Raw genomic sequence first — 13,416 nt, forward strand, 5'->3', positions numbered from 1 at the left:
CGAGCCCGGTAGGCTGCTCCCACCCCGTACCCGAAAGGACCTGCCGTGCCCCCGTCCGCCGAGCCCCGCACCCCCGCCCCCAGCGGAGGCGTCCAGTCCCTGGAGCGCGCCTTCGACCTGCTGGAGCGGATGGCCGACGCGGGCGGCGAGGTCGGGCTGAGCGAGCTGGCCACGAGCAGCGGGCTGCCGCTGCCGACCATCCACCGGCTGATGCGCACGCTCGTCGCCTGCGGATACGTCCGCCAGCAGCCGAACCGGCGGTACGCGCTCGGGCCGCGGCTCATCCGCCTCGGCGAGAGCGCCTCCCGCCTCCTCGGCACGTGGGCCCGCCCCCACCTGGCGCGGCTCGTCGAGGAGACCGGCGAGACGGCGAACATGGCGCTGCTCGACGGCGACGAGGTCGTCTACGTGGCGCAGGTGCCCTCGCGGCACTCGGTGCGCATGTTCACCGAGGTCGGGCGGCGCGTGCTGCCGCACACCACCGGCGTGGGCAAGGCCCTGCTGGCGCAGAGCCCCGACGAGGAGGTGCGCTCCATCCTCGCCCGCACGGGGATGCCGGCCGCCACCGAGAAGACCATCACCACGCCCGAGGGCTTCCTGGAGGCGCTCGGGTGCGTCCGCGAGAACGGCTTCGCCGTGGACGACAACGAACAGGAGATCGGCGTGCGGTGCCTCGCGGTGCCGGTGCCGGACTCCCCCACGACGGCGGCCATCTCCATCTCCGGCCCGGCGGGCCGCGTCACGGACGCGGCGACGGAACGCATCGTCCCCCTCCTGAAGGAGGTCGCGGCGGCCCTGTCGACGGACCTCGCCGGAGCGAACGCCGGGCTCGCTTGATCCGCGTGCCCGGCGGGGGTCCGGGTCCGGCCCGGCCGCGGGCCTGACGGCACTGACCGCGGCACCCGGGCACCCGGCTGTGACGCCGGCAGTACGGCACCGCCGGAACGGCCGACTGCGGCTGGGCGCCGCCGCGGCGGATGAGAGGCGCGCCTCGGCATCGGAAGCGGCCGAGCGCCGGGCGTCCGCGCCCGAAACAGCGGCCAGGCCGAGGCCGGCCCGTCCATCCCGCCGCCACGGCGCGCAACCACAACGGCGCAGCCCGGCGGTGCCACACCCACGGCAAGCACGACACCGCCGGAACGGCCGGATATGGCCGAGCGCCGCTGCGGCGGAAAGGGAACGCCGCGCTCCGGCGCCGGAAGCAGCCGAGCGCCGGGTGTCGCGCCCCGAACAGCAGCCCGTCCACAAGGCCGAGACCGGCCCACCCATCCCGCCGCCACGGCGCGCAACCACAACGGCGCAGCCCGGCGGTGTCACACGACGGCAAGCACGGCACCGCCGGAACGGTTGACTGCTGCTTGGCGCCGTCGCGGCGGAAGAGAGCTGCCGCGCCCGGCGCCGGAAACGGCTGCCCGTTCCGGGCACCGGGCCGGCCATCCGCCCCCGCCACCGCGGAGGGCCGGCAGTGCCGTGTCGGCGTTACGTGACCTCTCTCGGGGGAGGGACCCGGTCGTCCGGGGTGGTGGGGGCCGCGAAGCGGTCCACTGCCGTGCGGAGGTCCGACAAGGTCGGCGACAGGGCGCTCACCGAGCCGACCGCACCCGCGACCAGCAGCAGCGAGCGCCGCAGGCGCGAGATCTCCGGTTCGCCGGCCCGGGCCATCGCGTCGAGCGCCGCCAGCTCGTCCTCCGCGGCGTCGCGGTCGGGTAACGGCGCGGGGTGGCCCGCGAGCTCCCGGCGGAGCCGGGAGACCGCTTCCCGCAGCTCGCTCACCCTCGGATCTCCGGCCACTACGGCGCCTTCCGCCACGGCACTCCCCCTCCCACGCGCTCGCGCGGATCAGTTAACGCCACTTTCCGTACAGAGCGCCATACGCACAGCGAAATGCAGTCCGGAGGTCGCACGCACGGGTGATGGCCGGTCGCCCGTCGCACTGTCGTCAGCAATGCGGTATGCAGGGGCCATGACAGCCACCTCACCCCCGGTCGCCGGTCTGCTGCTCGCCGCGGGCGGCGGACGGCGCCTGGGCGGGCGTCCCAAGGCCCTGCTCGGTCTGCACGGCCGCCCGCTCGTGGAGCACGCGGCGCGGGCCCTGCGCGAGGCAGGCTGCGCACCGGTGTACGTGGTGCTGGGCGCCGCGGCCGCGGACGTGCGCGTACACGCCGAGCTCACCCACTGCACCTTGGTGGACAACCCCGGCTGGCCGGACGGCATGGGCTCGTCGCTCCGGGCGGGCCTCGCGGCGGCCGCCGCCTCGGACGCGGGGGCCGTGCTCGTCACCCTCGTCGACCAGCCGCGCGTCGGCGCCGCGGCGGTGTCCCGCGTGCTGGCCGCGCACCGTTCGGGCGCGCAGCTCGCCGCGGCCTCGTACGGCGGCGAGCGCGGCCACCCGGTGCTGTTCGCGCGCCCGCACTGGGAGGGCGTCGCCCGCGCGGCGACGGGCGACCGCGGCGCCCGCACGTACCTGCGCGAGCACGCCGCGGCCGTGACGCTCGTGGAGTGCGGGGACGTGGCGGGGCCGGAGGACGTGGACACGCCGGAGGACCTGCGGCTGCTGGGCTGAGGCGGCCCGTGGACCGAGGCGGCACGTGGACCGAGGGGCGGCCCGCCGAAACCCGCCGTCCGGCAACCACCGTCCCACCCTGCCCCATTGAACTTCCACCATGAGGAAACTAGCCTCCGGAAAACAACCACTGCAGAGGGAGTGACCACCCATGTCCGCACCAGCTCCGTCCTCCCCGGCCACCGTCACCGCCCGGCCCCTGGAGCGGCAGGAGGAGGTCCTCACGGAGCCCGCGCTCGCCTTCGTCGCCGAGCTGCACCGCCGCTTCACGCCCCGCCGCGACGAGCTCCTCGCCCTCCGGGCGGAGCGCCGCGCCGGGATCGCCCGCACCGGCACGCTGGACTTCCTCGCCGAAACCCGCGCGGTCCGCGAGGACCCCTCCTGGCGCGTCGCCCCCGCGCCGCCCGCCCTGGAGGACCGCCGGGTGGAGATCACCGGCCCGACGGACCGCAAGATGACGGTCAACGCCCTCAACTCCGGCGCCCGCGTATGGCTCGCGGACTTCGAGGACGCCTCCGCGCCCACGTGGGAGAACGTGGTCCTGGGCCAGCTCAACCTGATCGACGCGTTCGAGCGCCGCATCGACTTCACCGACGCCCGGGGCAAGGCGTACGCGCTGCGGCCCGCCGCCGAGCTCGCGACCGTCGTCGTCCGCCCGCGCGGCTGGCACCTGGACGAGCGCCACGTCACCGTGGACGGCCGCCCCGTGCCCGGCGCCCTGGTCGACTTCGGCCTGTACTTCTTCCACAACGCCCACCGCCTGCTCGGTCTCGGCAAGGGCCCGTACTTCTACCTCCCCAAGACCGAGTCGCACCTGGAGGCCCGCCTCTGGAACGACGTCTTCGTCTTCGCCCAGGAGTACGCGGGCCTGCCGCGGGGAACCGTCCGCGCCACCGTGCTGATCGAGACGATCACCGCCGCGTACGAGATGGAGGAGATCCTCTACGAACTGCGCGACCACGCCTCCGGCCTCAACGCCGGCCGCTGGGACTACCTCTTCTCCCTCATCAAGAACTTCCGCGACGGCGGCGCCCGGTTCGTGCTGCCCGACCGCAACGCCGTGACGATGACGGCCCCGTTCATGCGCGCCTACACCGATCTCCTGGTGCGCACGTGCCACCGGCGCGGCGCGCACGCCATCGGCGGGATGGCCGCGTTCATCCCCTCGCGCAAGGACCCCGCGGTCAACGAGGCCGCGTTCGAGAAGGTCCGGGCCGACAAGGACCGCGAGGCGCGGGACGGCTTCGACGGCTCGTGGGTCGCCCACCCCGACCTCGTGCCCGTCGCCCGCGCCTCCTTCGACGCGGTCCTCGGCGACCGCCCGCACCAGAAGGACCGGCTGCGCGAGGACGTCCGCGTGACGGCCGGTCAGCTCATCGCCGTGGACTCGCTCGACGCCCGCCCGACCTTCGCGGGCCTGCGCAACGCCGTGGCCGTCGGCACGCGCTACATCGAGGCGTGGCTGCGCGGCCTGGGCGCCGTCGCCATCTTCAACCTGATGGAGGACGCGGCCACCGCCGAGATCTCGCGCTCGCAGATCTGGCAGTGGACCGCGGCCGGGGTCGTCCTCGACAACGGCGAGAAGGTCACGGCCGGCCTCGTCCGCGCGGTCGCCGCCGAGGAGCTCGCCGCGATCCGCGAGGCGGAGGGCGAGGAGGCGTTCGCGGCCGGCAAGTGGCAGCAGGCCCACGACCTGCTGCTGAAGGTCGCCCTGGACGAGGACTACGCGGAGTTCCTCACGCTGCCCGCCTACGAGCTGCTGGACTGACGCCTCACACCAAGGCACCCAGCGCGACGAAGCCGCAGATCAGCACCGACAGGAGCACCAGCAGCGGCCAGACGAAGCGCAAGTACTTGTCGTAGCCGACCTTCGCCAGCGCCACCCCGCCCATGACGACGGCGGTGGTCGGCACCCACAGGTTCATCACGCCGCTCGCCGACTGCCAGGCCGTGACCACCACGGAGCGCGGGACGCCCGCGAAGTCGGCGAGCGGGGCGAGGACGGGCATGGCGAGGGTGGCGTGGCCGGAGGTCGAGGGGATGAGGAAGGCCAGCGGGAGGTTGACGACGTAGACGAGGATCGCGAAGACCGCGGCGGGCGTGCCGGAGACGGTGCTCTCGACGGTGTGCAGCACCGTGTCGATGATCTTCGCGTTCGTCATCACCACCGTGACGCCGCGGGCGAGGACGATGACCAGGGCGGGGGCGATGAAGTCGGCCGCGCCCTGCACGATCGTGGCGCTCAGCCGCTGTTCGCCCAGCCGGGCCAGCAGCCCGATCAGCACGGCGGCGACGATGAACAGCGCCGCCAGCTGGGCGAAGGACCAGCCCAGCTCCCACGCGTACGGGGTGGCGTCGGCCTCGCCGGTCAGGGCGCTCGCCCAGGGGATCACCGAGAAGATCATGAAGGCGAAGACCAGGGTCACCGCCACGAGCACGGCCTTCTGCAGCCCCGTCAGCTCCGGCGGCTCCGCGGCGGCCTCCGCCGCCAGTTCCCGGTCCCCGGGCAGGAAGCCCGTCAGGGAGCGGTCCGGGGCGGTGCGCACCCGGTGCGCGTACCGCAGGACGTAGCCGATGGTGACGGCCGTCAGGACGATCCACATGGCGGAGCGCAGGGCGATGCCGTCGCCCAGCGAGACGTCGGCGGCCGAGGAGGCCACGCCCGTGGAGAAGGGGTTGACGGTCGAGGCGAGCACGCCGACGCCCGCGCCGAGGATGATCGTGCCCGTGGCGACCATCCGGTCGTAGCCGAGCGCGAGCATCAGGGGCACGATCAGCCCGTAGAAGCCGAGGGTCTCCTCGGCGAAGCCCTCGACGGTGCCCAGCAGCGAGAAGACGGTCATCACGCCGGCGATCAGCAGGGCGCCGCGGGTGCGCAGCCGGTGGGCGAGGCGCTCGATGCCGCGGTCCAGGGCGCCGGTGGCGAAGACGACGGTGATGAACGCGCCGATCGCGAGGACGAAGAGGAAGACGCCCGCGCTGCCGTAGAGCGCGCCGACCGCGTCGGGGGCCACCGCGCCGGTGCCGGTGTCGCGGATGCCGTAGAGGCCGTTGACGGGGGCGAGGAAGAGGTCGCCGAGCCGGTGCACGAAGCCGCCGGGGGCGGCCTCGTGGTGGTAGGTGCCCTGGACCGGGCGGCCGTCGGCGTTGCGCTCGTAGGTGCCGGCGGGGATGACGAAGGTCAGGATCCAGACGGCGATCGTCACGGCCGCGAGGACGGTCAGCGCGCTGGGGAAGACGAAGCCCCGGCGCCCGCCCGGCGCTTCGGTCCCGCCGGGTGCGTCGGGCCCGCCGGGTGCTGCGTCCTCGGCTTCCGCGTCCACGACGGAACCCCTCTCCGCACTGAGGGTGGTCAATTTGACCTTATTGTCGCGAAACGCGGTGTCCGGCCCTAGTCGCCACGCACAGGCGACGGCTCCGGCTCGGGATCCGGATCCGGTGACGGCCCGTCACGCCGCCGCTTCCCCAAGTGGTTGAAGGCGAGGTTGAGCACCACCGCGGTCAGACAGCCCGCGCTCACCCCCGAGTCCAGGAGCGTCCGCAGCGTCTCGGGGACTCCGGCGCCGTCGTAGAACGTCCGCGAGACCACCGGTATCGTGCCGATGCCCAGCGAGGCCGCCGCCACCAGCAGGTTGTCCCCCTTGTCGAGACCGGCACCGAGCAGGACCTGGATGCCGCTGGCCGCGACCGTGCCGAACAGCACGATGCCCGCACCGCCCAGCACCGGTCGCGGCACGACCGCGATGAGCGAGGCGAAGGCGGGACTCAGACCGAGCAGGACGAACATCCCCCCGCACGCGGCGACCACGAAGCGGCTGCGTACGCGGGTGATCGCCACCAGGCCGATGTTCTGCGCGAACGCACTGTTGGCGAAGCCGTTGAAGACCGGGCTGACGGCGGTGCCGAGCGTGTCCGCGCGCAGGCCGCGCGCTATCGTCCGCTCGTCCGCCGGGCGGCCCACCACCTGGCCGAGCGCCAGCATGTCGGCGGTGCTCTCCGTCATGCACACCAGCATGAGCACGCACATCGACACGATCGCCGGGAGCGTGAACTGCGGGGCCCCGAAGTGGAACGGCGACGGGAAACCGACGAGGCGGGCGTGCGCCGCGGGCCCGAAGTCGACCGCCCCCACGGGGACGGCGATCAGCGTGCCCGCCGCCAGCCCCAGCAGGATCGCGATCTGCCGCAGGAAACCCCGCAGTACGCGGCGCAGCACGAGGACGATCACGAGGGTGGCCGTGGCCAGGCCGAGTCCCGTCGGCGTGGCCGGCCGGCCCGGGTCGCCGCCCTGGATCCAGCCGAAGGCCACCGGCAGGAGGGTCAGGCCTATCAGGGTGATGACGGTGCCGCTCACCAGCGGCGGGAAGAAGCGGACGAGCTTGCAGAACCAGGGCGCCAGGACGAAGCCCAGGGCCCCGGCCACCATCACGGCGCCGAAGATGACGGGCAGGGCGTCCGCCTTGTCGGCCTGGGCGTCGGCCACGGCGATCATGGGCGCGACCCCCGCGAACGAGACCCCGTTGACGAAGGGCATCCGCGCCCCGACCTTCCAGAACCCGATGGTCTGGAGCAGGGTCGCCATGCCCGCCGTGAAGAGGGCCGCGCCCACGAGGAAGGTCGTCCGGGCCGGGGAGAGCCCCAGGTACGCGCCGAGGACCAGCGGCGGGGCGACGACGCCGGCGTAGCTGGCGGCCACGTGCTGCAGCCCACCGGCCAGCAGCCGCCCCGGCCGGAGCACCTCGTCGACCGGGTGAACGCCCTCCTCGCCACGGGTGCTCCCGGCTTCGTCCACGACCACGACGTGCCTCCTTCGCTCGCGCTTGCGCGGGTGGGTCGACCACCCTCGAACCCACGGCCGCCCCAGGCCTTCGGCTCCGCCACCACGGCGGATGGGCGGGGCACGGCCCCGCCCTCCACCAGCCGGGTCAAGGGACCGGCCCAGCCCGGCCGCTCGAACCCGCCGCCACAGCGCACAGCCACGACGGCGAACCCCGGCGATGCCGTACGAGCCTCAGGCACGCTCGGCACCGCCGGAAACCACCGCGACGGCCGATCACCGTCGCGGCGGAAGGGAGAGGCCGCGGCCCCGCCCTCCACCAGCCGGGCCAAGGAGCCGGCCCGGCCCTCCACTTGAATCCGCCGCCACGGCGCGCAACCACCACGGCGGAGCCCGGCGGTGCCCTACGAACCCCAGGCACCCTCGGCATCGCCGGAAACCACCACGACGGCCGATCACCGTCGCGGCGGAAGAAGAGGCACGGGGCCCGCCCGCCCTCCACCAGCCGGGTCAAGGGACCGGCCCGGGCCCTTGAAACCGCCGCCACGGCGCGCAACCACCATGGCGGAGCCCGGCGGTGCCCTACGAACCCCCAGGCGGGCTCGGCATCGCCGGGAAGCGCCGCGACAGCCGGTCACCGTCGCGGTGGAAGGGCCCACCCGATCCCGCTGGTACGCCGCCCGAGGTGGAGAGGCCCGGCCGAGGGCCGTCCCCCTCGGCCGGGGGTTCAGGGGGCGGCGGCGATCGACGCCAGGCGGCGGGACTGCTCGCGCGCCCCGCGGGCCACCTCGTCCTCGTCGACGGTCACGAGCCGGCCGTCCTCGACCACGGGCCGGCCGTTGACGAGGGAGAGGGTGACGGGCGCGGGGGCGCCGAGGACGAGCGCGGCGACGGGGTCGGCGATGCTCGAGTGGCCGAGCCCGTCGAGCTTCCACAGCACCAGGTCGGCGAGCTTGCCCGGTTCCAGCGAGCCGATGCCGTCCGCCCGGCCGAGGACCTGCGCGCCGCCGTACGTGCCGAGCCGCAGCGCCTGACGGACGTTCAGCGCCTTCTCGCCGCCGGCCAGCCGGTGGACGAGCAGGGCGTTGCGCAGCTCGGTGTGCAGCTCGCCGGACTCGTTGGACGCGGTGCCGTCGACGCCGAGGCCGACGGGCACGCCGGCCCGCAGCAGGTCGGGCACCCGGGCGGTGCCGGCCGCGATCCGGGCGTTGGATGAGGGGCAGTGGGCGACGCCCGTGCCGGTGCGGGCGAAGGCCGCGATGTCGGCGTCGTCCATGTGGATGCAGTGGGCCATCCACACGTCGTCGCCGAGCCAGCCCGTGGACTCGAAGTAGTCCGTCGGGCCCATGCCGAACTTCTCCTTGCAGTACTGCTCCTCCTCGACGGTCTCGGAGCCGTGCGTGTGCAGGCGCACGCCCTTGCGCCGGGCGAGCGCGGCGGCCTCGCGCAGCAGCTCGGTGGTGACGGAGAAGGGTGAGCAGGGCGCGACGCCGATCCGCAGCATGGAGTCGAAGGCGGGGTCGTGGTGGGCGTCGACGGCCTCCTCGGTGGCGGCGAGCGCCGCCTCGGTGGTCTCGACGGCGAAGTCGGGCGGCAGCCCGCCGTCGGAGGCGCCGAGGTCCATCGAGCCGCGCGTGGGGTGGAAACGGACGCCCGTCTCGCGGGCCGCGCGGATCTCGGCGCCGAGGAGGTCGCCGGCGCCCTTGGGGAAGACGTAGTGGTGGTCCATCGCTGTGGTGACGCCGCCGCGGACCATCATCGCCAGGGAGCCGCGCGCGGCCGCGTACACCATGGGCTCGTCGATGCGGGCCCAGGTGGGGTAGAGGGCGACGAGCCAGTCGAAGAGGTTGCAGTCCTGGGCGAGGCCGCGGGTGAGCCACTGGTAGAAGTGGTGGTGGGTGTTGACCAGGCCGGGGGTGGCCAGGTGCCCGGTGCCGTCGACGCGCCGGACGACGCCGGTGAGGCCCTCGGGCGCGGGCCCGGGGCCCACGGCTTCGATGCGGTTGCCGGCGACGACGACGTGGCCCGAGGCGTGCTCGGTGTCGGCGGCGTCGACGGTGGCGATCGCGCAGTTCTCGATGACGATGCGCTCGGTGCCGTCGTGCGTGGTGCCATGGTGCGTGGTGCCATGGTGCGTGGTGCCATGGTGCGTGGTGACGTCGTGCGTGGTGACGTCGTGCGTGGTGACGTCGTGCGTGGTGACGTCGTGCGTGGTGCCGTCGTGCGTGGTGCCGTCGGCTGATCCTGCGGGGGGTGCGGCCACGGTGAGTCCTCGCTGTCGCTTCACGGAAGGTTCGTCAGCTCCTGCGGCACGGCGGCCTCCGCGCCGTCGCGCAGGACGGTGGCCTCGATGAGGCCGTAGGGCCGGTCGGCCGCGTAGTACACCTCGTTGTCGTTCCCGAGGCCGAACGGCTTGAGGTCGGCCAGGAAGTGGTGCTTGTTGGGGAGGGAGAGCCGGATCTCGTCGATGCCGGGGCCGTGTTCGACGGCGCGTGAGCCCATGGCGTAGAGGGTCTGCTGCAGGGAGAGGGAGTAGGTCTCGGCGAAGGCGGCCAGCAGGTGGCCGCGGGTCCGCTCCCAGCTGCCGTCCCAGTCGGGCGGGGCGGCCCCGTCACCCACCCCGTCACCACCGCCGCCCTCGCCGTCGCCACCGTCCCAGGCGTGCCGCCAGCAGGCGTTGACCTCGGTGGCGAGGATCCGGTCGCGGGTCTCGGGGAGGGTGGTGTAGCGGTCCTTGACGTAGCCGTGGAACTCGGAGTCGGTGGTATTCATGACCGTGAGGCCCTTGAGCCCGGAGAGGACCTGCCACCGCCCGCCCGCGCCGTCGAAGGTGACCTGCGCGGTACGGGTCTCCCGGCCGCGGCGGACGAAGGAGTGCCCGGCCGGGCCGGGGGTGGGGATGCGGTCCCAGGCGTACTCCTCGACGCGGACCCGGGCGGTGCGTATCGACTCCTGGCCGGTGACGAAGTGGCGTGCCAGCCGCGCCGCGAACTCCTCGGGCGAGGCCACGCCGTACTCCTTGGCGAAGGCGAACACGGTGTTCTTGGTGGTGTCCGTCGGCAGGACGCGGGCGTTGGAGCCGGAGAGGTGGACCTCGTCCATGGTGCCGGAGAGGGCTATGGAGACGCTGAGGTCCCTGATGTGGTGGACAGGCCCGTCGCGGGTGACCCGCACGACGCGGGTTTCGGCTTTGCCGTACTGGTTCTGGCCGAGAACGGTGGGCATGTGTGCTAGCTCCCTCGGTACACGGAATAGCCGAACGGACTGAGCAGCAGCGGTACGTGGTGGTGCTCGCCCGGCGCGACGGCGAAGGCCACCGCCACCTCCGGGAAGAACGCTTCCCGCCCGGCGTTCCCCCGGGCGGCGTACGGCCCGACGTCGAACCGGAGCCGTACGTGGGTCGTGCCCCGCGGTGGCGGCGGAAGCCCCCGGCAGCGCCCGTCCGCGTCGGTCACCGAGGTGCCGCACACCGTCCAGGTCCCGTCGGCTCCGCTCCGCGCGGACAGCTCGACGGCGACTCCCTCGGCGGGGCGGCCGGTGGCCGTGTCCAGGACGTGCGTGGACACGGACGCGGACGCGGAGGAGCCGGCGTGCGAGGCGGGGACGGCCGGTGCGCCGGCGCTCATGGGCGGGCTCCTTCCTGCTCGGGTGCGTACGGGCCGGCCGGGTCCTCCAGCAGCCGGGCCAGCCGGATGCGGTTGATCCTGCCGAGTTCCTCCCGCACGATCCCGCGTTCGCGTTCCGGCGTGTTGCCGATGCGGCGGCGGATCGCGCCGAGCATGTGCGCGGCGTCGAGGCCGGTGGCGCAGATCAGGAAGACGTGCCCGAACTTGTCCTGGTAGGCCAGGTTGAGCGCGTGCATCTCGGCGCGGAGCCCGGGCGGGGCCTGTGCCATGCCGCGCTGCTCGCGGGCGGAGGCGGGATCGCCCGGCGCCGGGCGCCCGATCGGCGGGTGCGCCGCCACGGCCTCGGCCAGTCCGACCGCGGTCAGTGCGGCCGTCGCCGCGTCGCTGGCGGCGTAGAGCGCCTCGGCGGTGGGGTAGGGGCGCCCGTCGAGGACCGCGTCCGCCCATGCGCGACCGGCACAGATCGTGTGCAGCGCGGCGCGGGCCGCGCCGTCGCCGGCCGCGTTGAACCGGGTGAGACCCGGCGTAGGACTCGAAGACACGGGCGCCTCCGTGGTGGGGACGGGCTGCGCATGGCTGTCGGGCTGCGCATAGCTAACGCCCCCCGGAACGCCGCGTCAACAGTTTGTTGAAGAACTCGGCTCCCGCGGCCCGCGCCCGGGCCGGGAATCCGAGGCGTCCAAGGCGTCCGAGGCGCCCAGGGCGCTTGAGGTATCCGAGGCGTCCAAGGCGGCGCAGAGCCAGTCATGGGCGGCGCCGGGGGTCGGTTCGCGCGGGCCGGACGGCGGGGAGGCCAGTTCGGCGACGAGCTGCCAGTAGTGGTCGATGCGCGGCTCCGCGGCGAGTTGGGCGCCGAGCCGGCGGCGGAAGGCGGCGGTGTCCCGGGTGCCGCGGGCGCGGGCGTGGGCCGAGACGAAGCAGTCGAGGGCCTCGCCCGGGCGCGGCGGCCGCTGCGCGCGCAGGTCCGGCGACGCCAGCGCGAAGGCCTCGCGGACGCCGTCGTAGAGCACGTCGGGGCGGTAGCCCTCGCCGGTCCGGTGGATCTCGGGCCGGCAGCGGTCGCCGCCGGTGCAGGGGCCGGACGTGAAGGCGTGCAGCCGGGCGAAGGCCAGGACCTGGGCCGGGGTCGGGTCGTCGGGCGGCTGCGGCACGGCCTCGTCGACGATCGCGGACACCAGCCGGGCCGGGAGCCGCGGGGGCAGCCAGCGCCGCCAGAAGGCCGCCATCGCCGCCGTACTGGGCGGGGCGGACACGGCCCCGACCAGGCGCAGCCGCTCGGCGCGCTCCCCGGGCGGGCAGTCCTGGAGCAGCCGGAGGGCGGCCTCCCGCCAGCGCAGGGCCGCCAGCTGCGAGCCGAGTTCCCGCAGCTTGCCCGCGACGACGTCCTCCAGCGCGTCGTCCCGTTCGAGGACGCGGCCGACGTCCGGGACCGGCACGTCGAGCGTGCGCAGGGAGCGGATCAGGCGGAGCCGGTCGAGCGCCTCGGGGCCGTACCGGCGGTGGCCGCCGCCGCTGCGGGCGGCTTCGGGCAGCAGGCCGCGGTCGGAGTAGAAGCGGACGGACTTGACGGTGACGCCCGCGCGCTCGGCGAGCTCTCCGATGCTCCACGTGACGTCGGGGGACACGGCTCGACCCTCCCTCGGGGCCTCGGGGAGCTCCTACCGTACCGGCGGGTACGGACGGCTCGGGCGGCCGGGCCCGCCGGTCGGTGGCCTATCGGGATCCGGACCCCCCGGAACCACCTTCGCGATTGAGGTAGTTGTAGACCGTGAAGCGGCTGACGCCGAGCGCCGCGGCCACGGTCTCCACGCCGTGCCGCAAGGAGAAGGCGCCGCGCTCCTCCAGCGTGCGCACCACCGACTGCTTGGTCCTGCGGTCGAGTTCGGCCAGGGGCCTGCCGTGGCGGCGCTCCAGGTCGGCCAGGATGTGGTCGAGCGAGGCGGACAGGCGCGGCAGCCTCACGGCGACGACCTCGCGCCCCTCCCAGGACAGCATCACGTCGTCCGCCGCGGCCTGTTCGGGATCGACCATCTCCCCGCCCATGGCGTCGACCAGCGGCGCGACCGCGGCGCGCAGCGGGTGTGCGGCCGCCTCCCCCGTCACGGCGCCCCCGCCTCGTCGTCGACCACGCTGACCTGCAGCGACACCCGCGTGGCGCCGGCCCGCAGCGACGTGCTCAGCACCTGCTGCACGGCGGCGAGCACGGCGTCGCCGCCGCCCTCCGCGGAGTTCCCGAAGGGGCCGACGTCCACGGCGTCGAGGCCGGCGCCCTGCAGGGCGTCCCGGGCGGCCTCGGCGTGGGGCGGCACCTGGTCGAGATCGAACGGTTCGGTCGTGAACTCCACTCGCAATCGCACGGTGGCCAACCTACTCGCCTTGACAGGGACCGGGAACGGCAGCACGCTTCCGTAAAGCAGAATTCAACTTCCGAGATACGGAAGGAGTGTGAA

General features: G+C 74.3%; 13 protein-coding genes. 3 read left to right on the top strand and 10 right to left on the bottom strand.

Annotated features, from left to right (window positions below):
* The first annotated feature begins 45 nt into the window (after nucleotides 1-45).
* Nucleotides 46-837, top strand: a complete 792-nt coding sequence (locus ACFPP6_RS20680; protein ID WP_382044388.1) for an IclR family transcriptional regulator — start codon at nucleotides 46-48, stop codon at nucleotides 835-837.
* Nucleotides 838-1,479: 642 nt separating this feature from the next.
* On the opposite strand, the gene ACFPP6_RS20685 is transcribed toward ACFPP6_RS20680, so the two are convergent.
* Nucleotides 1,480-1,773: a DUF5955 family protein gene (locus ACFPP6_RS20685; protein ID WP_382044391.1), complete on the bottom strand. Its 294-nt coding sequence runs from the start codon at nucleotides 1,771-1,773 to the stop codon at nucleotides 1,480-1,482.
* 190 nt (nucleotides 1,774-1,963) lie between these two features.
* Here ACFPP6_RS20685 and ACFPP6_RS20690 point away from each other — a divergent pair, with 190 nt between their 5' ends.
* Entirely contained in the window at nucleotides 1,964-2,563 is a 600-nt protein-coding gene (locus tag ACFPP6_RS20690) for a nucleotidyltransferase family protein (RefSeq protein ID WP_382044394.1), read from the top strand.
* A 151-nt stretch (nucleotides 2,564-2,714) separates the two neighbouring features.
* Nucleotides 2,715-4,331: a malate synthase A gene (gene aceB, locus ACFPP6_RS20695; protein ID WP_382044397.1), complete on the top strand. Its 1,617-nt coding sequence runs from the start codon at nucleotides 2,715-2,717 to the stop codon at nucleotides 4,329-4,331.
* Between the two features lie 4 nt (nucleotides 4,332-4,335).
* On the opposite strand, the gene ACFPP6_RS20700 is transcribed toward aceB, so the two are convergent.
* From ACFPP6_RS20700 to ACFPP6_RS20740, 9 genes are all read right to left on the bottom strand, one after another.
* Nucleotides 4,336-5,787: a YfcC family protein gene (locus ACFPP6_RS20700; protein WP_382044606.1), complete on the bottom strand. Its 1,452-nt coding sequence runs from the start codon at nucleotides 5,785-5,787 to the stop codon at nucleotides 4,336-4,338.
* Nucleotides 5,788-5,954: 167 nt separating this feature from the next.
* Complete coding sequence (locus tag ACFPP6_RS20705) at nucleotides 5,955-7,361, bottom strand: nucleobase:cation symporter-2 family protein (protein ID WP_382044399.1); 1,407 nt, start codon at nucleotides 7,359-7,361, stop codon at nucleotides 5,955-5,957.
* A 706-nt stretch (nucleotides 7,362-8,067) separates the two neighbouring features.
* The gene (locus ACFPP6_RS20710) at nucleotides 8,068-9,426 is read right to left on the bottom strand and encodes an 8-oxoguanine deaminase (RefSeq protein ID WP_382044609.1); all 1,359 of its coding nucleotides are present in this window, start codon (nucleotides 9,424-9,426) and stop codon (nucleotides 8,068-8,070) included.
* A 197-nt stretch (nucleotides 9,427-9,623) separates the two neighbouring features.
* A complete protein-coding gene (pucL, locus tag ACFPP6_RS20715) occupies nucleotides 9,624-10,565 on the bottom strand; it encodes a factor-independent urate hydroxylase (RefSeq protein WP_382044402.1) in 942 nt (313 codons plus the stop codon).
* Nucleotides 10,566-10,570: 5 nt separating this feature from the next.
* The gene (uraH, locus tag ACFPP6_RS20720) at nucleotides 10,571-10,966 is read right to left on the bottom strand and encodes a hydroxyisourate hydrolase (protein ID WP_382044405.1); all 396 of its coding nucleotides are present in this window, start codon (nucleotides 10,964-10,966) and stop codon (nucleotides 10,571-10,573) included.
* A complete protein-coding gene (gene uraD, locus ACFPP6_RS20725) occupies nucleotides 10,963-11,508 on the bottom strand; it encodes a 2-oxo-4-hydroxy-4-carboxy-5-ureidoimidazoline decarboxylase (RefSeq protein WP_382044408.1) in 546 nt (181 codons plus the stop codon). Before uraD ends, uraH begins: the two co-directional genes overlap by 4 nt.
* Before the next feature lie 75 nt (nucleotides 11,509-11,583).
* Entirely contained in the window at nucleotides 11,584-12,591 is a 1,008-nt protein-coding gene (locus ACFPP6_RS20730) for a helix-turn-helix domain-containing protein (RefSeq protein WP_382044411.1), read from the bottom strand.
* An 88-nt stretch (nucleotides 12,592-12,679) separates the two neighbouring features.
* The gene (locus ACFPP6_RS20735) at nucleotides 12,680-13,069 is read right to left on the bottom strand and encodes a helix-turn-helix domain-containing protein (protein WP_382044413.1); all 390 of its coding nucleotides are present in this window, start codon (nucleotides 13,067-13,069) and stop codon (nucleotides 12,680-12,682) included.
* On the bottom strand, nucleotides 13,066-13,323 hold the full coding sequence (locus ACFPP6_RS20740; RefSeq protein ID WP_382044416.1) for a hypothetical protein: 258 nt from the start codon (nucleotides 13,321-13,323) through the stop codon (nucleotides 13,066-13,068). Before ACFPP6_RS20740 ends, ACFPP6_RS20735 begins: the two co-directional genes overlap by 4 nt.
* Between the last annotated feature and the right edge of the window lie 93 nt (nucleotides 13,324-13,416).

The organism is Streptomyces aureoversilis (genome assembly GCF_042657885.1).
Lineage (GTDB): Bacteria > Actinomycetota > Actinomycetes > Streptomycetales > Streptomycetaceae > Streptomyces > Streptomyces aureoversilis.